The 20,610-nt window shown below is 58.9% G+C and carries 18 protein-coding genes and 2 pseudogenes; 13 read left to right on the top strand and 7 right to left on the bottom strand.

Features of this window, described 5'->3' with window-relative positions; genetic code table 11:
* Positions 1-106 precede the first annotated feature (106 nt).
* The gene (locus L0Z65_RS01725; RefSeq protein ID WP_405110209.1) at positions 107-3,151 is read right to left on the bottom strand and encodes an efflux RND transporter permease subunit; all 3,045 of its coding nucleotides are present in this window, start codon (positions 3,149-3,151) and stop codon (positions 107-109) included.
* Complete coding sequence (locus L0Z65_RS01730; protein ID WP_158524835.1) at positions 3,148-4,266, bottom strand: efflux RND transporter periplasmic adaptor subunit; 1,119 nt, start codon at positions 4,264-4,266, stop codon at positions 3,148-3,150. Before L0Z65_RS01730 ends, L0Z65_RS01725 begins: the two co-directional genes overlap by 4 nt.
* 32 nt (positions 4,267-4,298) lie before the next feature.
* Here L0Z65_RS01730 and L0Z65_RS01735 point away from each other — a divergent pair, with 32 nt between their 5' ends.
* The 7 genes and pseudogenes from L0Z65_RS01735 to L0Z65_RS01765 all read left to right on the top strand — a co-directional run bounded on the left by L0Z65_RS01735 (position 4,299) and on the right by L0Z65_RS01765 (position 11,504).
* A complete protein-coding gene (locus L0Z65_RS01735; RefSeq protein WP_405110213.1) occupies positions 4,299-5,540 on the top strand; it encodes a sensor histidine kinase in 1,242 nt (413 codons plus the stop codon).
* On the top strand, positions 5,537-6,205 hold the full coding sequence (locus L0Z65_RS01740; protein WP_096871983.1) for a LytTR family DNA-binding domain-containing protein: 669 nt from the start codon (positions 5,537-5,539) through the stop codon (positions 6,203-6,205). The genes L0Z65_RS01735 and L0Z65_RS01740 overlap by 4 nt, the downstream gene beginning before the upstream one ends.
* A 65-nt stretch (positions 6,206-6,270) precedes the next feature.
* Positions 6,271-7,048, top strand: a pseudogene (locus tag L0Z65_RS01745) (IS5 family transposase).
* 465 nt (positions 7,049-7,513) lie between these two features.
* Positions 7,514-8,643 (top strand): annotated as a pseudogene (locus tag L0Z65_RS01750) (IS3 family transposase).
* A gap of 136 nt (positions 8,644-8,779) precedes the next feature.
* On the top strand, positions 8,780-9,856 hold the full coding sequence (locus tag L0Z65_RS01755; protein ID WP_405110217.1) for a Hint domain-containing protein: 1,077 nt from the start codon (positions 8,780-8,782) through the stop codon (positions 9,854-9,856).
* A gap of 247 nt (positions 9,857-10,103) precedes the next feature.
* The gene (gene rpsD, locus L0Z65_RS01760; protein WP_014875431.1) at positions 10,104-10,724 is read left to right on the top strand and encodes a 30S ribosomal protein S4; all 621 of its coding nucleotides are present in this window, start codon (positions 10,104-10,106) and stop codon (positions 10,722-10,724) included.
* Between the two features lie 207 nt (positions 10,725-10,931).
* Positions 10,932-11,504 carry a PA14 domain-containing protein gene (locus L0Z65_RS01765; protein WP_082035080.1) on the top strand — a complete coding sequence of 191 codons (573 nt, stop codon included), beginning with the start codon at positions 10,932-10,934 and terminating at the stop codon, positions 11,502-11,504.
* A gap of 42 nt (positions 11,505-11,546) precedes the next feature.
* Here the strand turns inward: L0Z65_RS01765 and L0Z65_RS01770 are convergent, their stop codons facing one another.
* The gene (locus L0Z65_RS01770) at positions 11,547-12,008 is read right to left on the bottom strand and encodes an Lrp/AsnC family transcriptional regulator (protein WP_014875429.1); all 462 of its coding nucleotides are present in this window, start codon (positions 12,006-12,008) and stop codon (positions 11,547-11,549) included.
* 156 nt (positions 12,009-12,164) lie between these two features.
* Between L0Z65_RS01770 and hisC the strand changes: the two genes are divergently transcribed.
* From hisC to L0Z65_RS01785, 3 genes are read left to right on the top strand one after another with little or no spacing between them, the layout of a single operon-like run.
* Entirely contained in the window at positions 12,165-13,250 is a 1,086-nt protein-coding gene (gene hisC / locus L0Z65_RS01775) for a histidinol-phosphate transaminase (RefSeq protein WP_405110223.1), read from the top strand.
* Positions 13,247-14,167 (top strand): prephenate/arogenate dehydrogenase family protein, encoded by a 921-nt coding sequence (locus L0Z65_RS01780; protein WP_405110226.1) that lies wholly within the window; start codon positions 13,247-13,249, stop codon positions 14,165-14,167. The genes hisC and L0Z65_RS01780 overlap by 4 nt, the downstream gene beginning before the upstream one ends.
* Positions 14,164-15,027 (top strand): extensin family protein, encoded by an 864-nt coding sequence (locus L0Z65_RS01785; protein ID WP_096871974.1) that lies wholly within the window; start codon positions 14,164-14,166, stop codon positions 15,025-15,027. Before L0Z65_RS01780 ends, L0Z65_RS01785 begins: the two co-directional genes overlap by 4 nt.
* Here L0Z65_RS01785 and L0Z65_RS01790 read toward each other — a convergent pair.
* Positions 15,024-15,152: a DUF2125 domain-containing protein gene (locus tag L0Z65_RS01790; protein ID WP_405110230.1), complete on the bottom strand. Its 129-nt coding sequence runs from the start codon at positions 15,150-15,152 to the stop codon at positions 15,024-15,026. The genes L0Z65_RS01785 and L0Z65_RS01790 overlap by 4 nt on opposite strands.
* A 4-nt stretch (positions 15,153-15,156) precedes the next feature.
* Positions 15,157-16,026, bottom strand: a complete 870-nt coding sequence (locus L0Z65_RS01795) for a DUF2125 domain-containing protein (RefSeq protein WP_405110233.1) — start codon at positions 16,024-16,026, stop codon at positions 15,157-15,159.
* A 67-nt stretch (positions 16,027-16,093) separates the two neighbouring features.
* Between L0Z65_RS01795 and L0Z65_RS01800 the strand changes: the two genes are divergently transcribed.
* The 3 genes from L0Z65_RS01800 (at position 16,094) to L0Z65_RS01810 (ending at position 19,855) form a co-directional block, all read left to right on the top strand.
* Positions 16,094-16,624, top strand: a complete 531-nt coding sequence (locus L0Z65_RS01800) for a gamma-glutamylcyclotransferase (protein ID WP_024096351.1) — start codon at positions 16,094-16,096, stop codon at positions 16,622-16,624.
* Between the two features lie 78 nt (positions 16,625-16,702).
* Positions 16,703-17,884 carry a biopolymer transporter ExbB gene (locus tag L0Z65_RS01805; protein ID WP_405110237.1) on the top strand — a complete coding sequence of 394 codons (1,182 nt, stop codon included), beginning with the start codon at positions 16,703-16,705 and terminating at the stop codon, positions 17,882-17,884.
* A gap of 3 nt (positions 17,885-17,887) precedes the next feature.
* Complete coding sequence (locus L0Z65_RS01810; RefSeq protein WP_405110240.1) at positions 17,888-19,855, top strand: peptidoglycan -binding protein; 1,968 nt, start codon at positions 17,888-17,890, stop codon at positions 19,853-19,855.
* A 10-nt stretch (positions 19,856-19,865) separates the two neighbouring features.
* On the opposite strand, the gene L0Z65_RS01815 is transcribed toward L0Z65_RS01810, so the two are convergent.
* Both L0Z65_RS01815 and L0Z65_RS01820 read right to left on the bottom strand, forming a co-directional pair.
* Entirely contained in the window at positions 19,866-20,036 is a 171-nt protein-coding gene (locus L0Z65_RS01815; RefSeq protein ID WP_405110243.1) for a hypothetical protein, read from the bottom strand.
* On the bottom strand, positions 20,033-20,449 hold the full coding sequence (locus L0Z65_RS01820) for a DUF2087 domain-containing protein (protein WP_405110246.1): 417 nt from the start codon (positions 20,447-20,449) through the stop codon (positions 20,033-20,035). The genes L0Z65_RS01815 and L0Z65_RS01820 overlap by 4 nt, the downstream gene beginning before the upstream one ends.
* Between the last annotated feature and the right edge of the window lie 161 nt (positions 20,450-20,610).

Genomic DNA, 20,610 nt, shown 5'->3' on the forward strand with positions numbered 1-20,610 from the left:
GCGCACCCGATCACACGCTCACAAAGTCAGAAAATCCTTGCATCGAAGAGGGCATCCAATCATGCACGCCGATTCACAGCCTCCGGCAAACCCGGTGCGGTTCAGTTTAGTTGCGTTTAGGCTTTAGAAGCACATACAGGGATGGCGCAAGAAAAAGCGTGAAAAAGCTAGACAGGCCAAGGCCAACAAACACGGTCCACCCAATCGCGGCACGCGCTTCGGCGCCTGCGCCTGTTGACAGGATCAGAGGCAATGCTCCAAGCATCGTAGAGAGCAAAGTCATGACAATGGGTCTGAGCCGTGCAGCTGCTGCATTTTCGACTGACAGCCGCAGCTCTTTGCCCATTCGTTGTTCCTGATCAGCAAACTCAACCAGCAGAATGGCGTTTTTCGTCATTAGCCCAATCAGCAGGATGAGCCCGATTTGGGAGTAGATGTTCAGCGTCTGCCCCTGAACAATCATCGCACCCAAAGTGGCCGCCAATCCAAAGGGCACAGTCAGAAACACCACAAGCGGGCTCTTCAAGCTTTCGAATTGGGCTACGAGAACTAGGAAGACAATGACGCAGACGAAAGCATAAGACAGAAGAATATCACGGTTCGTTTCAATAAACCCCTGTGCTTCGCCGGTGAGTATATGGTCGATGTCCTGCGGCAGAACCTGCTCCGCAAGCTCTTGGAAGGCTACGATGGCATCGCTGAGCGGCAGATCCCCGATTTCAGCCTCGATTTCGATCGAGCGCCGCTGTCCTGCGCGATCCAGTTCTGACGCGACCCCCTGCTGTGTAATCCGCGTGACGCTGGATAGTGGAACCTGCGTGCCTGTCTCCGAAGAGATGTAGATGCCCTGCAGATCCATTGGATCTTGCAAAAACCCATTTGGGCCAGTCACGACAATTGGCACCGCCTGATCATCAATATTCAGATCAACCAGTTCTTCACCACCGACCAGAACGCGTAAGAGTATGCCCAGATCATCAAGAGACACGCCCAAATCTGCGGCGCTGGCTCGGTCGATTTCAAAGGAAATCTGCGGCTGTGTCGGATTATACGATATCTCCACATCTTCAAAGGGGCCTGCCTCCATTGCCTGGGCAAGTTCCAGTGAGGCTTGATGTATGAGGTCATAGCGCGGACCAGTCAGATACGCCTGAAATGCAGCTCTGCTGCCCCAGCCAAGTTCGAGACTGCCGCGGCTGAGCCCACGCGCTCTAAGGCTTTCTACGCTGCCCAGAGCAGGATTGAGTTCTGCCAGAATCTCCTGGTGGGATTGGCTTCTTTCTTGCCAAGGAACCAAGGTCACGGCAGAGGAAACGCGGTTTTTGTCGCGGCGGCCGACAATCGTGTAAACCGAAGCAATAACATCATTGTGCTTAGGATCCAGCAGGATATCTTCAATGCTATCAGCATGCTTCTGCATGTACTCAATGCCTACGCCATCAGGGCCGCGCGCCATGATTTCCAACTGCGAGCGATCCTCCGACGGTGCCAGCTCACTTTGGATTTGCGGAGAAATAAATCCGATAGCGCCCAGAAAGATCAGGCAGCCGCCGATCATCAGAATGGGGTGCGCCAGCGTTTTTCGCACCAAAACCATATAAGCCTGCTGTGCGGCGGCACCGGCACGATGAACCAGCCCTTTTTTCGGGTTCTGGACAGCCAGGTTCATGCGTGCAGCCATTGCGGGGACTAAGGTCAAAGCCACGAAGGATGAAATGCAGACCGAAACCGCGAGCACCAAGCCGAACTCGCGAAATAGACGGCCCGTGGAGGACGGTAAAAAGGAAATAGGAACAAAGACTGCGACCAAAACAGCGGTAGTGGCCAGAACTGCGAAAAATACCTGGCGTGTGCCAATGAGCGCTGACTGACGGCTGCTCTCGCCCAGAGCCTGGCGGCGCTGACAGTTTTCCAGCACAACAATCGCATCGTCTACTGTCAGGCCGGTGGCCAAGACAAGGGCTAGCAGGGTTATCAAATTGATCGAAAAACCGAAAAGCCAAAAGCTTGCGAGACTGCCGATCAAGGCTGCAGGAATGGCCAGGCTAGGGATGAGAGTTGGTCTCAGCTTGCCAAAGAAGAGCAGGATGGAGAGAACAACGATAAAAATCGTCAACAACAGGGTGATCACAACTTCAGATGTGGCACTATTGATGAAAACGGCCTGATCGGAAGTGATCGTGAATGTCAGGTCGGTGTAGCGATCATTGAGCGCCGCGACCAAATTATGAACGCCATCAGAAATCTCCACCGTGTTGGAATTGGCTTGACGCAAAATGCCCAGTCCGATTGCGGGTTCCCCATTCAGCCTCACGAAATTTTCCGCGGTTTCCGGTGAAAAATACGCTTGCGCCACATCGCCGACGCGCAACGCCTCGTTGATCTGGATCTGTTCAACCTGATCTTCGGTGATGGCAGACGCATCTGCGCGAACAAGCAGTTCTTGATCCTTTGAGAGATAGCTGCCCACAGGAATATCATAAGGCGCGTTGCGCAATGCATTCAGAACGTCAGATGCCGAAACTTGGAACCTGTTCAGCTGCAACGGATCAAGCTCGATTCGAAGCTGCCGGTTGCGAACTCCAAAAAGTTCGACACTTGCGATGCCGGGTATCGAGTAGAAGCGAGGCATGATGTCGTTTTCGATGCGGTCGCTGAGATCCATGACCGCAAACTGGTCGGCTACAACCGCAATCTGAACGATAGGTTCCGCGTCAGCATTTGTTTTGGTGATCGTCAGCTTCTCCACCCGCGAAGGCAGATTGGCTTCAACCTGACTGACCGCCTCGCGAACATCAGTAGCTGCCACATCCAGGTTCGTGCCGGGTTCGAACTCCAGCCAGACGCGGGTACTGCCTTCTTCACTGGAACCGCCGATCCGGCGGACACCGGAAACTCGGGCAACCGCGTCTTCCAGCGGGCTGGTTAACTCGGAATCAACCGTGCTGGGCGAGGCGCCGGGGTAATTGGCCCGCACCATCACAAAAGGCCGGTCGACATTTGGGAGTTCGCGGACGTCCAGCCCCATGAAGGCTGCAAAACCAGCCAAAACGATTAGAAGATTCATAACCATTGCAAGCAATGGCCGACGAATGGACAGTGCTGACAGGCCCCGATCGGAGTGCTGGCCTTGATCGGAATGCTGGGTCATTGTGTTGCCTCGCTTGTCGGCGCGGGCTGATCAGACTGGTTTTGCGGCACCGAAACCGGGTGGCCGTCCCGTACCTTATGCACACCGTCCGAGACAACGATGTCGCCGTCAGCCAGATCGCCATCTACCCAGACGTTCCCGTTGCGCCGCCGGATGACTGTTACTGCAGTCCGGCGCGCTTTGCCCTGCACAACTTTCAAGACATAGGCCTCTCTGCTGCCCCAGAGTATCGCAACCTCAGGAATGACGGGATAAACTTCGCCCTTAACGGTGAGTGTGACCATAAAACTCATGCCAGGTTTCATCCACGGCTTCGGATTTTCTATGGCTGCGCGGAGCCAATAGGTGCGGGCTTGCGGATCAATACCGGAGGAAATTGCAACAACCTTTGCTGTGTGGCTTGCATGGCTGGTCATTTGAGACATGGAAACGCTGCTTCCTGGTTGCAGCGATCCATCGGTATGCTCGGGCAGGGAGAAGTCCAACAACAACGAGGAAAGATCCTCTAGCTGCACGATATCCGTATCGGTTGTTACATGTGCTCCTGCACTCAGGTTCACAAGCCCAAGTGTGCCCGAAAATGGTGCCACCACGTAACGGCGCTCCAGCGCCAGCTCGGCCTCTTTCAGCGCAAAGCGTGCCTCGCTCAGCTGAAGAATTGCGTCATCATACTGAGCATCCGGTGCAACGCCCCGTGACTTCAGTTCGCCGATCCGTTCAAAAACCCGTTCGGCGACTTCGACATTTTCTCTAGCGGCCGCAAGTTTCAACTCTTCGCTCGCGGATTCGAGTTTTAGCAGCTGCTGCCCTTGCACGACAGTCTGGCCGGATGTCATGAAAACCTTTTCGACTCGCCCTTCTGAATCTGGTCTCAAGACGGCCGACCGGATGGCTCGGGTCACGGCAACTGCTTTATGTGTGGTGGTGTTTGGCGCCGAGGTCACGTTTTGCGTCGCAACTGGAACCTGTTGGTTCATACGGCTTGATTGTGCCGCTGCCGAATTGTGGATGTTGGCACTCAAGAAAATGAGGAACACCGCAGTCCAACGCCTTCCGCAGCCCAGACTTTTCCTGGGAGCTGCTTCCAGGTTTCCAGATTTCTTTGATATGCGCATTGTTTGTTTCCGGCTGAATGTAAGAGGGACACATGGAGGCGATGTCGATTGGTTCTCTACTTCTCCATCCCGGGAACACGCGCCAGACTTTTTCGGCGAAGGAACGCATCGTTGGACAAGTTTGCCTGCTTCGCTCATTCGTCGAGAGAAAGCCGCTGTTGGTCGGTTTTCTACGGCGTCAGCACCTGATACCGTTGTCAAATGACCTATTGGATGCATGGGTGGGCGGCCTGGACACGCGGGGCACTGGATTAGTGAAAAAAGTAACTTTCGGATTGCGATCGGATCTTGCAAGCTTCTTTGCTTTGGCCGCTGTTTTAGGGACACTTGCTGTCATTCCGAGCAATGCTGCCACAGACTCTCATGCATTTCTGACAGTAAATACGTTGTTGCGCGCCGTACTGGCAGCGTTTCTAATTTTTGTCATTCGACCCCGGTATCTGAAGACGGGAAGGTTGTGGCATTTTGTTTGGGCTACATTTTTTTCATTGCTCTTCTTTGCGATTGCTTCTGAACTCCTTGAGTTCATCTTCCTTCCGAATGAGGCAAAGAAATACGCGTTAAGTGTTGAGGGGCCATTCTGGACCTCTTTCAAAATTTGGATAATTGTTTTATCCATTTTTTCCGTCCTTGCATTTTCGGACAGTGCCGTGGAGCAAGGCCGAGTGGAAAAACTGAAACGGCTTGAAAAGACAGCTCAACTCACAGCATTGCGTCAACAAATAAATCCCCACACCCTACTCAATGGGCTAAACAATATTTACGCAATCTCCATCGCAAAAAGCCCATTGGCGGCGAAATCAATTTTGGACTTGTCTAACATTCTTCGATATTCGCTGTATGAAGCGGATGCAGATTGCATCTCCTTGGAGAGAGACATCGAAGTGCTGAAAATGTATATATCCTTTCAGGAGTTGGGGCTTGAGGACAGAATTGATGTGGATTTCGAAATCCTCGGGAGGGTGCAGGATTATAAAATTGCACCTCTCATATTGCTGCCAATTGTCGAAAACGCATTTAAGCATGGCGCCAACATTGACAACAGGGAAACGATCAAGCTTTTCTTTAAGCTGCGGGTAGAAGGTGGTTCGATTCTTTTTGAGAGTAGGAATCCGCGCGAAATTGTACAATGTGAACCTGTCTCTGGGGGAGTTGGAATGGACAACATTCGTTCTCGCTTGGAGCTTGCCTACAGAAATCGGTATGATTTGGAGATTGAACAAACCGACAGCGTCTATTGTCTTAGATTAGCCTTAGAAGGTGAGCCTCAATGACAATTAGTTGTATAATTTTGGAAGACCAGGCACCAGCAAGGCGCTTGCTTGAAGCGTTCTCTGAACGACATCCTGACCTTAATGTTGTTGGGGCCACTGCTCTACCATCGATTGGGCGGGAGATGCTCGAGGCCGAAAAAATAGACTTGATGTTTTTGGATTTGTCCCTACCACAGGCAGATGGATTTGAGTTCCTTTCTTCTCTGGCTTCTCCCCCCGTAACTATCGTTACAACAGCTTATCCTAGCCGCGCAGTGCAAGGGTTTGACTTGGGTGTAGCGGACTATTTGGTCAAGCCGATAACCTTTGACAGGTTTGGAATCGCGGTTTCCCGTGCGCAGGTATTTTTGAAAGAAAAGAAAGAGGAAAAATTAATTAAGATACCCTTGGGCGGTGGAAACTTTCAGAGGATTCGCGTTGGAAAAATTATTTTGCTTTGTGCAGACGGAGATTATGTCATTATTCGAACGGTTGGCGGAAAAACTCATGTGCCCGGCCCTCTTGGGGATTGGCAGAAGCTTCTTCCTGCAGAAAATTTCACGCGCGTCCATCGGAGCTTCATTGTTAATAAGCATTGGGTATCTAAGAAGATTGGACGAAAGCTGCTCGTTGATGGAGAAGAGGTTCCAATTGGTCGCACTTTCCTCAGGAGCATCGATTTCTGACCTAGGCCGTGTTGACAAAAGGGATTCACCGGCAGCGCTGAACGTGTTTCAAGCTGATGTCTGCGATGGAGACCAGCTTGGCACGAGACCTTATGTCGGACGAAGAATGGGTATTCTTTGAGCGTTTCATCCTTTCTGCCCGCGGCCCGAACGGACGCAAACCGGCCAACCACCGGCTTGTTCTTGATGGGATATTCTGGATTGCCCGGACCGGCGCGCCATGGCGCGATCTGCCGGAAGAGTTTGGCAAGTGGTCGAGCGTCTACCGCCAGTTCCGGCGCTGGACGCTGGCGGGGCTCTGGGAGGAGATCATGGACGCCCTGAACCGTGCCAGACGCCCTGCAAATGATCGACAGCACCGTGATCCGGGCCCATCATCAGGCAGCGGGTGCTAAAGGGGGGACTCCACGACAGGGTTTCGGGCTCTCTAGAGGTGGCTTCACGACCAAGGTCCACCTCCTCGTCAATGCGCATGGTCTGCCCATGAGGACAGAGGTCCCGCCGGGCCAGACATCCGACTATCTCGGTTTCGATCTGGTCATGGCCGACAACCTGCCCAGCCCCAGCGTGTTGCTGGCGGATCGTGGCTATGATGGCGACAGCATCAGGGCGAAGCTGAATGCGCGAAACGTCCTGCCCGTTATCCCAATGCGAGAACCCCGTAAGAAGCGTATCGGTGTCGACCGCTCGCTTTACCGCCTGCGCAACCTGGTCGAGCGCTGCTTCAACAAACTAAAGAATGCCCGCCCCGTGGCTACTCGCTACGACAAAACCATGGAAAGCTTTCTGGGCTTCATCGACATAACATCCGTCCGGCTTTGGCTCAGACAATTGTCAACATGACCTAGCGAGGCCGCAGAGAAAGTCCGCTGTGTTCCGCACCGCTGACGTTCGAAGGTGGTCGGCAGCTGCACCTGCGGCGAAGGTCAGCTCTTCTTATTGCGCCTGCGGCATGGATCGCCCGCAAAGTCGCAAGATCTGTCGACTTTGCAAAAGTCACTTCCCGCGCAAAGGTGCCGTTAGCTGTGCGCTATCATGGGTTTAGATGATTGCGGAGAGGGCAGGTAGGATACGGCGGTTGCTCGCTCCCGCAACCAATATTACCAAAACATAACAAATACTTACAGCCGCCTCCGGGCGGCTTCCTGCGTTTGGGACAAGCCGAGCTGAAAGCACTACGGATGTAAACAGAGCCAAGAGAGGCCCTATGCTGCACCAACACCAACCCGCAGCGCGTCCAGCTGAAGTGGTCCCAGCAAACTGGACAACGGGTTAAGGTATATCCCAAACCTTTGAAGGGATACGAGAATGGCGAAACGCCGGAAGTTTACGGACCAGTTCAAGGCGAAGGTGGCGCTGGAAGCGCTGCGTGGCGACAAGACGATCTAGGAGATCACGGCGCAGCATCAGGTACATCCGAACCAGGTCAGCACGTGGAAACGCCAAGCGGTCGAGGGGGTGGCTGATGTGTTTGCCCGTGGCGGTAAGCCAGAGGGGCCGACCGAGGCCGAGATCAAGGAACTCCATGCCAAGATCGGGAGGCTGGCCGTCGAGAACGATTTTTTGTCCGAAGGGCTAAAGCGGTGAGCCCGGAGAAGAAACGCGCGATGATCAAACGGGAACACCCTGAACTGAGCATCAGCCAGCAATGCAAGCTGGTCCGGCTCAGCCGGTCTGCGTTCTATAGCACGCCTGTCGGCATCGATGCTGACACTCTGGCGATGATGAAAGAGATCGATCGGGTGTTCACCGGATACCCGTTCTTCGGGTCGCGCCAGATCGCGGCCTATCTGCGAAGAGAAGGCACGGTCGTCGGGCGGCACCGCGTCAGGCGGCTGATGGCCAAGATGGGCCTGGAAGCGATCTACAAACGTCCCAGAACCAGCCAGCCGCATCCCCAGCATCCGGTCTATCCGTATCTGCTGAGAAAGATGCAGATCGACCGGCCGAACCAGGTCTGGTGCGCCGATATCACCTTTGTGCCACTGCGCAACGGCTTCCTGTATCTGGTGGCGATCATGGATTGGGCGTCGCGTAAGGTTCTGAGCTGGCGGCTCTCGAACATGATGCACGCCGACTTCTGCGTCGATGCCCTGAACGAGGCCATCGCCAAACACGGACCGCCCGAGATCATGAATACGGATCAAGGCAGTCAGGTCACCGGTTCGGCCTGGATCACGACGCTGGCCGAGGCGGGTGTGCGCATCTCGATGGACGGTCGAGGCCGCTATCTCGACAACATCTTCATCGAACGGTTGTGGCGGTCATTGAAGCAGGAGGCGATCTATCTCGAGGAGATCAGCGACGGCTTCCAGGCCAGACGTGCCGTTAAGAATTGGATGGCATTTTACAACGCCGAGCGACCCCATTCCGCGCTTGATCGGCAAACGCCCGACGACCCATATTGGTCCGGCTCGCAAGAGCAAAGAGCAGCGTGAAACCTAAAACCGATACACCTTAGCGAAGCTGCAAAACTGTCCGAAATACTGGGACCACTTCAATGCTTTTGCATCGGGCCCGGTTCTGTTAACGTTGGCTTAACAAAAAAAACGCCATAGGCAGGCAGTCGAGCATATGCACACAGGCTTTCGAGGCACCTACGTAATTTCGTGGGGGCAGACCGAGGTTGACGGTCTGCCGGGCGCGCCGGTATCCGCCGTCGCGACTGGGGCCAGTTGGCGGTGGGGCGGAGCGCCCTTGCGTGTTGACGGGCCGGGGAGCCTTCTGCAGTTGGAACCGAGCGATAGAGCGCGCGATTTGCGGCGCAGCGCGGCGCGCAGCGTGCGTCGATTGGTGGGGCTGGCGATAAATCCCAAGGCTGACGAAACGGGTTCGCAGGCTGCAGAGGCCGACGCCGGGACGGTGCTGCGGGACCGCCATTTTGTGGTCACGGACGGGCTGCGCAATTACACTGTCACCCTGATCGAGGTGGGGCGGGGGCAACGTCCGTTGTTGATGTTCGTGGATAGTCACCCTCCGCAGGATACTGATCTCTGGATTGTAGATGTGCGGCTTGAGGGCTGCGACCGGGCGAATGTGACGTCCCATACCGGGGTGATCTGTTTTACGCCCGGCACGATCTTGCGGACGCCCGCAGGCGGGGTGCCGGTCGAACATTTGCAGGAAGGGGATTGGATCCAGACCCGCGACAGTGGTGCCCAGCAAATCCAGTGGATCGGTGCGCGGCGGATGACGGGCGCGCGCCTGTTTGTGGCGCCTGAGCTGCGTCCGGTGCGGATCAGGGGCGGCGCGCTTGGCATGCAGCGGCCGGATGCGGATCTTCTGGTCTCCCCCAGCCACCGCATGTTGTTGCGCGGGCCGCATGTGCAAAGCCTGTTCAACACCTCCGAGGTGCTGGTTGCGGCGCGGGATCTGATCAACGGGCGCGATATTGCCGTTGATACCCAGTTGCGCGAGGTCACTTATATCCATCTGTTGCTGTCGGATCATCAGGTGCTTTGGGCAAATGGGGTGGAGACGGAGAGTTTCCATCCGGCCCAGGCCGCGCTGAGCGCGCTGCGCTGCGAAGACCGGGCGCGCCTGTTGCAGGTGCTGCCGGGTCTGGAGGTGGATCCGATGCGCTATGGCGATTTTGCGCGTCGCAATCTGAGCCAGCCGGAGGCGGCCATCCTGCGTCACGCTGCCGCCTGATCCATCGCGGATCTGAGGCGACGGATCCTTGGATATTGCCTCGTTTTTCGGCGCAGAGCATGGCGCCCGAAAAGCTGGTTGACTCTCTCCAGCCCTCGTCTATACACGCGGCTTCATTGGTGTTGGTGGCTCCCGCAAGGGAATGCCTGTCATGCCCGAAGCGCGCGAGTGCGTGCAACGCGGAGCAAGAGGACAACGCCCTTCGATGCAGCCATCTGGTTGCGATATACACTGAAGGAGATCAGCCGTGACCAAACGCACGTCTGCCAAGTACAAAATTGACCGCCGTATGGGCGAAAACATCTGGGGCCGTCCGAAGTCCCCGGTGAACCGTCGTGAATACGGCCCCGGCCAGCACGGTCAGCGCCGCAAGGGCAAGCTGTCCGATTTCGGTATCCAGCTGCGCGCCAAGCAGAAGCTGAAAGGCTACTACGGCGACCTGACCGAGAAGCAGTTCCGCCGCATCTACTCCGAAGCTGAGCGTGTAAAAGGCGACACCGGTGAGAACCTCATTGGTCTGCTGGAACGCCGCCTGGACGCGGTTGTTTACCGTGCCAAGTTTGTTGCAACCGTTTTTGCGGCTCGTCAGTTCGTGAACCACGGTCACGTGCTGGTCAACGGCAAGCGCGTGAACATCCCCTCCTACCGCGTAAAGGAAGGCGATGTGATCGAAGTTCGCGAGAAGTCCAAGCAAATGACCGCGCTGCTGGAAGCTGTTCAGCTGGCAGAGCGTGACGTGCCTGACTACGTTGAAGCCGACCACTCCAAAATGACCGCCACCTTCGTGCGCGCACCGGGCCTGTCCGACGTGCCGTACCCGGTTGTCATGGAACCGAACCTGGTCGTCGAATTCTACGCCAAGAACTAAGTCCTGTCCCAACCGGACAAGACAGAGAAGGGGCTGCCATCGGGCGGCCCCTTTTTTTCGTTTGAGGGCCATTGCTGCGGTTTCGGCTGTCCAACGGCCGCGCCGCCCGGCATGCACCGTTGGCATTAGCGATTGTCAGCGGCCCCCTCGCAGACCTATCCTGCCCCCAGAGGCCCGTTCAGAGGCCATGGAACAGGAAGGTAGACGATGAAGATGACCCGTATTCTGGGGTTGGCTGCGATGGCGGCTGTGACGGCAACATTGACATGGGCGGCCCCCCTGCGCCTGACACCGGCGGATCCGCAGCCCCGCGGGCTGAAGCCCGGCCTGTCGGTGCGCTATGCCTATCCCGATGATGTAAAAACGCTGCGCAGCGCCGCCAAGGCGCTGGAAGCCGGTGCAGAAGTTGGTCCACCGCTCAAAGGGCTGGACTATCGCGATACCAGCGTTGGGCAGAAGGCGCTGACCTCGAAACGCTCCGAGAATGTCGCGGCGGATATTCGCGGCTATGTGCGGTTTGATGCACCGGGCATCTATACCATTGATTTTCTGACCAATGACGGGATGCGCGCGGTGATCGGCGGCAAGGTTGTCGGCAAGTTTGATGGTCGCCAGACCTGTCAGGAGACCTTTGCCCAGAAGGTGGAAGTGCCCAAAGCGGGCTGGTATCCGCTGCAGGTGCTGTATTTCCAGCGGTTGAACACCTCTTGCCTGCATATGCGGATGGGGCCGGAAGGCAGCCGTGTCACCTGGATGCCGAACAAGGCCTTCGGCAGGTAACTGCGGGCGGCGATCATGATGCCGCGGGGGTGATGCCCGCCGCTACAATGGCAGCGGGCGTCCTTCAGCGATGGCTTCCATCGCGAAATATGAGGTGACGCTGTCCAGCTCGACCCCTTCGATCAGGCGCTGGTAGACTTTGTCGTAACTCGCCATATCTTCGGTCACCACCTTGAGCTGATAGTCGTAATCCCCGCCGATACGGTGGAAATCGACCACCTCGGGGATGGTCAGTACATGGCGGCGAAAGGTCTGCAGCCAGTCCGCGGAATGATGCCGTGTGCGCAGCATGACAAATACCACCAGATCCAGCCCCAGCTGTTTGCGGTCCAGCCGGGCGGTGGTGCCCTGCATCAGGCCGCTTTCCCCGAGGGTTTTCAGCCGCCGCCAGCAGGCGTTCTGAGACAGGCCGACTTGTTCCGCCAGATCGCGTTGAGAGAGGCTTGCGTCACGTTGCAGCGCGCGCAGTAGGGCAAGGTCGATGTGGTCCAGCTTATGCGTCATGGCGCCATCATAGGCAGGGGGCAAACGGGAGTTCAATCGCTCAGTGTTGCGGTGCTGCCCGGGAGCGGACACCTGCAACCGAAAGCGGGACGTCTTGCCGCTTTCCCATTGCGGTCAAGGTGGTTATTACGAAGCGGCATCTAAGGAGCATCTATCATGACCCACATCGCGCCGCAGCCTGGCATTCTGGATATCGCTCTCTATGAGGGTGGGGCTGCCCATGTGAAGGGGATGAGCAATGTGACCAAGCTCTCCTCCAATGAAAACCCGCTTGGGCCAAGCCCGAAAGCCATTGAGGCAATGCAGGCGGCGGTTTCCCAGATGCATCGATATCCAAGCTCGGATCACAGTGGCCTGCGGCAGGCCATCGGGGAGGTCTACGGCCTGCCGATGGAGCAGATCATCTGCGGCGCGGGCAGTGACGAGATCATCACCTTTCTCTGTCAGGCCTATGCGGGGCCGGGCGATGAGGTTTTGTTCACCGAGCATGGCTTCGCCATGTACCGCATCAGCGCGCTTGCTGCCGGGGCGACACCAGTTGAGGTGGCGGAGCGCGATCGTGTCACAGATGTTGACGCCTTGCTGGCAGGTTGCACGGAGCGCACGCGGCTGGTGTTCATCGCCAATCCGAACAACCCCACAGGCACTATGATCGGCACTGCTGATCTGGCGCGTCTGGCGGATGGTCTGCCCAAGGGTTCGATTCTGGTGCTTGATGGGGCCTATGCGGAATATGTCGAAGGGTATGACGCCGGTGCCGCGCTGGTGGCCAGCCGCGACAATGTTGTGATGACACGCACGTTCTCCAAGATCTACGGACTGGGCGGCGCGCGGGTTGGCTGGGGCTATGCGCCAAAGCCAATCATCGACGTGCTGAACCGGGTGCGGGGACCATTCAACCTCTCCTCTACGGCGCTGGCCGGGGCCGAAGCTGCGGTGCGCGATACCGACTATACGGAGCACTGCCGTAAGGAAAACGCCAAATGGCGGAGCTGGCTGGCGGAGGCGCTTGCGGAACTGGGCATCCCCTCTGATACTTCCTGCGCCAACTTCATTTTGGCGCGGTTTTCCAGCCCGGAAGAGGCCGACGCCTGTGACACATTCCTGCAGTCGCGCGGGCTGATCGTGCGCCGGGTTTCGGGGTATAAGCTGCCAGCAGCGCTGCGGATCACCGTTGGGGATGAGGCCGCCTGCAAAGCGCTGGTTAAGGCGATGAAAGCGTTCAAGGATGGCGCAGCATGAGCGCGCCGATCTACAGCCGCATCGCGCTGATCGGTCTTGGCCTGATCGCCTCCTCGATGGCGCATGCCATTCGCCGCGGCGGGCTGGCGGGCGAGATCACCGGCTATGCTCGCAGCGCCGAGACCCGCGAAACCGCACGTCGGATCAACCTGTGCGATCGTGTCTGCGATTCAGCTGCGGAGGCGGCGCAGGACGCTGATCTGGTTGTGCTCTGTGTGCCTGTTGGGGCGATGGATGCTGTGATGGCGGACATTGCGCCAGTGCTGAAACCCGGTGCCACGGTTTCCGACGTGGGGTCGGTCAAACGTCATGTGATTGACGTGGTGCAGCCGCATATCCCGGAGGGGGTGCATTTTGTGCCCGCGCACCCCTTGGCCGGGACGGAACATTCCGGGCCAGAGGCCGGGTTTGCCGAGCTTTATGACAATCGCTGGTGCCTGCTGGTGCCGGTGGAGGGCAGCGATCGTGCGCCGGTGGACCGCCTGCGGCAGCTTTGGGAGGGGATGGGCGCCAATGTTGATGAGATGGATGCCGATCACCATGATCTGGTTCTGGCTGTCACCTCCCACGCGCCGCATCTGATCGCCTATACGATGGTTGGGGTCGCCGACGATCTGCGCCGGGTGACCGACAGTGAGGTGATCAAATATTCGGCTGCGGGGTTCCGGGACTTTACCCGGATTGCGGCTTCCGATCCGACCATGTGGCGCGATGTCTTCCTGACCAACAAGGATGCGACGCTGGAAATATTGGGTCGCTTCACGGAGGAGTTATTTGCGCTGCAGCGGGCGATCCGCACCGGAGACGGCGAGCATCTGCACCAGTATTTCACCCGCACCCGCGCCATCCGCCGTGGCATTATTGAGGCGGGGCAGGATACTGCCGCACCAAACTTTGGCCGCGAGACCACATCATGAGACGCGGCTGGGCGGCGGGACTGCGGGCTCTCTCAATCGCAGCTGGGCTGACCGCCCTGATCGCTGCCAGCGCGGGGGCCACGGCAGCCAATGCACCGGAGCGTTCCCTACGGCCCACTGCGCGCCCCGATCTGGTGTCAGGCGCGACAGTGGCGGCTGCTGTGCTCCCTGTCACGGCAGAGCTGCGGCCTCAATCGCGCCCGCAGTCGGAGCAGGCTATCGCCCTGGCCGCGTTGAGCCTGCCGCTGATGCCCGCAGGGCCCGATGCCTCTCTGCGTCCGCATTTGCGCCCCGGTGATTTGGCGGAGAAGATCCTGTTTGGCAAACGCAAACGCCGCAAGACCTCTGTCTGCGGTGATATCGACATTCAGGGCAGTAAGGTTGGCACGGTGCCCGGTCGACTGAACGGTTGCGGGGCAAAGAATGCCGTGCGCGTGCGCTCGGTCGCGGGGGTGACGCTCAGCCAGCAGTCGGTGATGACGTGTGACACGGCACGCGCGCTCAAGAAATGGGTCGAGCGGGATGTGATCAAGGCCTTTGGCCGCCGTGACAAAGTGGTCTCCATGCGGGTGGCTGCGCATTATTCCTGCCGCACCCGCAACAACCGTCCGGGGGCCAAAATCTCCGAACACGGGCGCGGCAAGGCGATTGATATCTCAGGCTTTGTTCTGGAGAGCGGCAAGGTGATTACCGTGCTGAAAGGCTGGACCGCGCGTGCCACGCGCAAGGGGCTGCGCAAGATGTGGAAAGGCGCCTGTGGTCCATTTGGCACCGTGCTGGGGCCGCTGTCAGATCGCTACCATCTGGACCATTTTCATCTGGATGTGGCGCGCCATCGCGGCGGTCCTTACTGTCGTTAACGCAGGATCAGACGGGGCGCCGGGCCAATTGGCAGCGGCCCGAGGGCAACATAGCCGGATTTCAGCGTTAGCGGCAGATCAAGGTCCCGGTGATTTCCGCCAAGACCGGCGAAGACCTGCAGCACCTGTTCAATGCCCGCGCGAACGCCGGGCGGCAGGTTGCCGAGCGGTCTCTGCCATTTGCAGAATGTCTTGCCAGTTCTCGACCTGCAGCGCGAGGTTGCCCTCCGGCAGGCCGGTTTCATCAAGGCTGATATCCCCCGTGGCTTTGATCCGCATCGGTCCCCAGCGGGCTTCGGCGAGGTGGAGTGTGATATTGCGGGGTTGCGGGCGACGCAGTTCAATCGCGTTGCGGTCCCAGTGCGTGTCGAAGGTGACCGTCATCTCGGCAACGACCGTTTCCAGCCGTTCGGGCAGCCCCTCTGTGGAGGCCAGACGTTGGCGCAAGAGCGGAGGTGGCGTCAGGCCGATCCCTTCTGTGCGGATCTGGTAGCGGTTTGGCGTGTCGGTCTGAGCCATCTCCAGCACAAAGGCCTGCCCACCAAGGTCGGTGTTGTCCTCACTCCGTACCGTCCAGGGGCCAGCGGTGATGTGTAGTTGTTCCAGTTCTCGTGCGGATCCGGGGGCCAATTGCACATCTGCCTGCAGCCCGTCCGCCTGAAGGATCGCCGTCTTATCAAAATAGGACAGCCGCTGTGGTGTCTGCGGCAGATGCAGTGACAGGGTGCCGGGCCAGAGTGCCAGGCTGCGGATATCCAGCCAGTCGGCACGCCATGCGGTGCCGGTGCCGGGGTCGGCGAGGGTAGGGGTGGTGATCCGGTGATGATGATACAGCGGAAAGCCCGAGGTGCGCAGCGACCCGTAATCGGCCTGCCAGCCCTGACGCTGTTGTTCGGCAAACCAACCATCAAGCCCCTGACGCAGGCCCCAGCCCGCAACGGCCCAGTAAAGACTCCAGACGCAGGCGGCTATCAACAGCAGTTTTGTCCATCGGATCATCATTCGGCCTCTTTTCTGGACGTTGGATTTGATGTTTATAGACCGCGATCAAAAAAGGGCCAGCGTCATGACCATGTGGGTATTTGGATACGGATCTTTGTTGTGGAACCCGGGCTTTCCGGTGGCCCGCCGCGAAGTCGCGACGCTGCCGGGCTATGCCCGGTCATTCTGCATGAAATCCATCCATCATCGCGGCAGCGAGGAGAAGCCGGGGCTGGTTCTGGCATTGGACGCGATAGATGGCGCGGCCTGCACCGGGATCGCGCTGGCGGTTGAGGCGGGCCACGAGGAACAGACATTGCAGGAGCTGCGGGCGCGGGAGCTGATCTCCTCGGCCTATGTGGAGAAAGATCTGACCGTCCAGCTGGCCAGCGGGGGGGACGTGACCGCGGTCACCTATGTGATTGACCCGGACCACAATCAATATTGCGGCGGCATCAGTCTGGAAACTCAGGCGCGGATCATTGCGGAGGCGGTGGGCGGACGTGGCCCCAATACCGAATACCTCTTCAATACCGCGGAGCATCTGGCCGAGATCGGGTTGCGCGATGCCGATTTGGATTGGCTGTCGGCGCGTGTGCGGGATCTTGCATCATAAAGCCTTGGCTCTTTTGAGGTTTTGCCTATAGGCTCCGGTTCTGCAAGAGCACCAAAAAAGTGTCAGGAGCCACAGACCATGGCGCAGCCAGACCGCGAAAGCAGGCCGCAGTTTTCCCAACCGGTACGCCAGATCATCATGATGCTGATTGCCCTTGGGTTGTCAGGGTTCGGGGCCTTTGTGGCGCTGCCGCGGGTCCTGCCGGTGTTTGAGGCCAATCCCTGGCTCAACGGGTTTATCCTGCTGGTGTTTGTCTTTGGTGTGATGGCCTGTTTCTGGCAGGTGCTGCAGCTGATCGGTTCGGTGCGCTGGATCGAAGGGTTCGCCGCCGGTGTGACCAGTGACGATGATCGCCCGCCGTCGATGCTGGCGCCGCTGGCCTCTCTGCTGCGCTCACGCGGGGCGCGGATGCAGCTTAGGTCCTCGTCGACCCGCTCGATCCTGGATTCCGTTGCCACGCGGATCGATGAAGAGCGCGAAATTACGCGTTATATCGTGAACCTACTGATTTTCCTTGGCCTGTTGGGAACCTTCTACGGTCTGGCCACCACAGTGCCTGCGGTGGTTGACACCATCCGCAGCCTTGCCCCGCAGGAAGGGGAAGAGGGCATTGCGGTGTTCAATCGGCTGATGACCGGGCTTGAGGCGCAGCTGGGTGGCATGGGCGTTGCCTTTGCCTCATCATTGCTGGGGCTGGCAGGATCGCTGATTGTCGGCTTGCTGGAGCTGTTTGCAGGCCATGGTCAGAACCGGTTCTACCGCGAGCTTGAGGAATGGCTTTCCTCCTTCACGCGGGTCAGTTTCTCATCCGGCGAGGAGACAGGCGGTGGTGACAACAGCGCGCTTGCCGGGGTGCTGGACAGTATGACCGAGCAAATGGATGCGCTGCAGGCGATGTTTGTCCAATCCTCCGAAGGGCGCGCCGGGGTGGATCAGAAGCTGTCCGCGCTGGTTGATGCGATCACGGATATGAACCGGCGGCAGGATCAGTCCGAAGGCACCGCGCGCGCGCTTGAGCGGGTGGCTGTCGGGCAGGAGGCTTTAACCGAGCTGATGCGTGCTCAGGGGGATGTTGGGCTGGACGCCGAAAGCCGGATGCGGCTGCGCTCCATCGATGTGCAGATGCTGCGTATTCTTGAGGAAATCTCCGCCGGTCGTCAGGAAAGCCTGGCCGAGTTGCGCAAAGATATCGACCTCTTGGTCAAGGCCTTTGCCAGACCGCGTGGATTGGGCCGCAGCGCGCGCGGGTCCGAGGATTAAGCCATGGCCCTGTCACGTCGCACCGGACAGCGTTTTCAGGCCTCGATCTGGCCGGGATTCGTAGATGCGATGACCGGGTTGCTGCTGGTCCTGATGTTTCTCCTGACTATTTTCATGGTGGTCCAATTTGTCCTGCGGGAGACGATTTCCGGGCAGGAAAGCCAGCTGGATGAGCTGGCAGCGGAAGTCGGGGCGCTCGCTGATGCTCTCGGCCTCGAAGAGCGTGCGAACAGCCAATTGCAGGCGCGTCTTGGGGCGCTGTCGGCCACGCTTGGAACCACCCAGGGTGCGTTGGAAACTGCAGAAGCAGACCTTGCAGCTGCGCGAGGCGAGATCAGCGATTTTGAAGCGCAGGTCGCCCAGTTGCTGCTGCAACAGCAGGACGCCAACGCTACCATTCGTGATCTGACCGCAGAGCGCGCAGCGCTGCAGGCGGCACAGAGCGATCTGGAAGGGGAGCGGGATACGCTGGCGCAGGCTCTTGCGGCCAGTCGCGATGAAATTGATGCCCAGACAGAGGCTGCGCGTCTTGCCGCAGCCAAGCGGGAGGCGCTGGAAGCGCTTGTTGCCGACCTCGAAGGGCAGGCGTCTGAGGCAAGTGCAGCAGTCTCGCAATTGGAGACGGAGCTAACCGATGCCGAGGCGGCGCGTCTTGCCGAGGCGGCTGCCGCAGAGGCGCTGCGAAATCGCTTGAAGACGGCAGACGCAGAATTGACGGCGATGACACTGGCGCTGGAAGAACAGCGTCAGGCGGCTGAAGATACGCTGACATTGCTGGCGGCAGCGGAAACCGCCAAGGGGCAACTGGATGCGCAGCTGGCGGACGTCTTGGAGAAGCTAGACGTCGCGAAGGCCACTAACGCGGACCGTGACGCATTGGCCGAGCGCCTGACCCGCGTTCTGTCGCAGTTGGAAACCACGCAGACCAGTGCGGATGCACAGGTTGCCGCGCTGCAGGCAGAGCTGGAGCAGCTGCGCGAGAGCCGCGACGCGGCAACGTCTGAGCTGGAAAGCACGGCGACAGCACAGGCCGAGACGGAACAGCGTCTGCTGGAGGCCCTGTCTAAGCTGGAACAGGCCAATGCAGCAGCTGCTGACCGGGAGGTGCTGCAACAACGCCTGCTGGCGGCGCTGACTGAGGGCGAAGAGCGCGCCGCGGAAACCGCAGATCTGGCCAGCCTCGCCGAACAGCGCGCGGCCCTCTTGGCGCAGGCCCGCGAGAGCCTCAGCACGGAGCAGGCGGTTTCGGAGGAGGCGCAGCGACAGACGGCACTTCTCAACCAACAGGTTGCGGCGCTGCGAGAGCAGCTCGGCGGGTTGCAGGCGCTGTTGGATGACTACAAGGCCCGCGACGCCGCTCAATCGGTGCAGATGCAAAATCTCGGTCAGGATCTGAACGCCGCACTGGCGCGGGCCGCAGCGGAGGAACGTCGCCGCCGTCTGCTGGAAGAAAGTGAGCGCAAGCGACTGGAAGCCGAAGCAGAGCAGCTGAGCAGCAAGGCCCAGGATCTGGAGCAATACCGCTCGGAATTCTTTGGCCGCCTGCGGGATGTACTTGGCAATCAGGAGGGGGTGCGGATTGAGGGCGATCGCTTTGTCTTTGCCTCTGAGGTGTTGTTTGCGCCGGGGAGCGCGGATCTGTCACCGGCCGGGCGGGCCGAGATTGGCAAGGTCGCCGGTATCCTGCAGGCGGTTGCGGCCGCAATCCCGCCCGAGATTAACTGGATCATCCGTGTGGACGGTCACACGGATGATACGCCGCTTGGTATCCACCCGAAATTTGCCGACAACTGGGAGCTGAGCCAGGGCCGCGCCCTGTCGGTTGTACGCTATATGGTGCAGGCGCTGGGCATCCCGCCCGAGCGCCTGTCTGCCAATGGGTTTGGCGAGTATCAGCCGGTGAACCCTGCACAGACCGCAGCGGCCCGGGCGCAAAATCGCCGGATTGAGCTGAAGTTCACCGAACGCTGACGGGGCTATGTTATCGCCTTGGCGCTTTGCCCTCTGGTCCCGCAGTCGCGAGCGCTGAGCGTTGTTTTCGCCTCGCTGAAAGGCGGGATATCAGCGCCTTCGCCTCGGTCGGTGGTTCCTGCTCAATCCGCCTGTAGTTGCTGCCATCTCGCTGACGCGTCAGCAGACCGCAGGAAATCATGGTCCGGCGCAGGGTCGCGGGGTCCTGAACTCATGTTCTGCCAGCAGGATCCTGTTCACCTCCGTCTCGCTTAGCAACGTGTCAGGCGGGAACACCGCCCATAGACCAAAGAGCGCAAGCGTCTGTACCGCCCGGCGGGAAGGCCAGCGCAGCAGTCGTCCTGAAGCGTCAAATTGGGTGAGTGTGCGTTCAATCAGCCGGTGGTCGGCGGGGGCGGCCGTGTTGGCCTGCGCCAAACGTCCGGCAGCGGCCTGAACGGCGCGCTGGTGTTGCAGGTTCTGAAACCCGGCCGCGCGCGCCAGCATATTCATCAGCGTCAGGTGGGGCGGGCTGGCCTCCCCCAGTTGACGGGCCAGAGCGCGGGAGAAATGCGACAGGTCATCGACCTGTAAGGGAAGAGATTTGCGGGTCATATTGCATCCAATTGGCGCCCGTCCTGGTCGTTGGTCGCTGGCTTGACGACGCGGCGCCATGTGCAATGGAAACCGTTCGATTGGATGGCAGGTTTAGCTCTCCCATGCGGGAGCAGCGACGCCTCGGTGTCTGCCGACCGTGACCCTAGCCTAGCGGGTAC

Source organism: Phaeobacter sp. BS52, from assembly GCF_045040595.1.
Classification (GTDB): domain Bacteria; phylum Pseudomonadota; class Alphaproteobacteria; order Rhodobacterales; family Rhodobacteraceae; genus Phaeobacter; species Phaeobacter piscinae.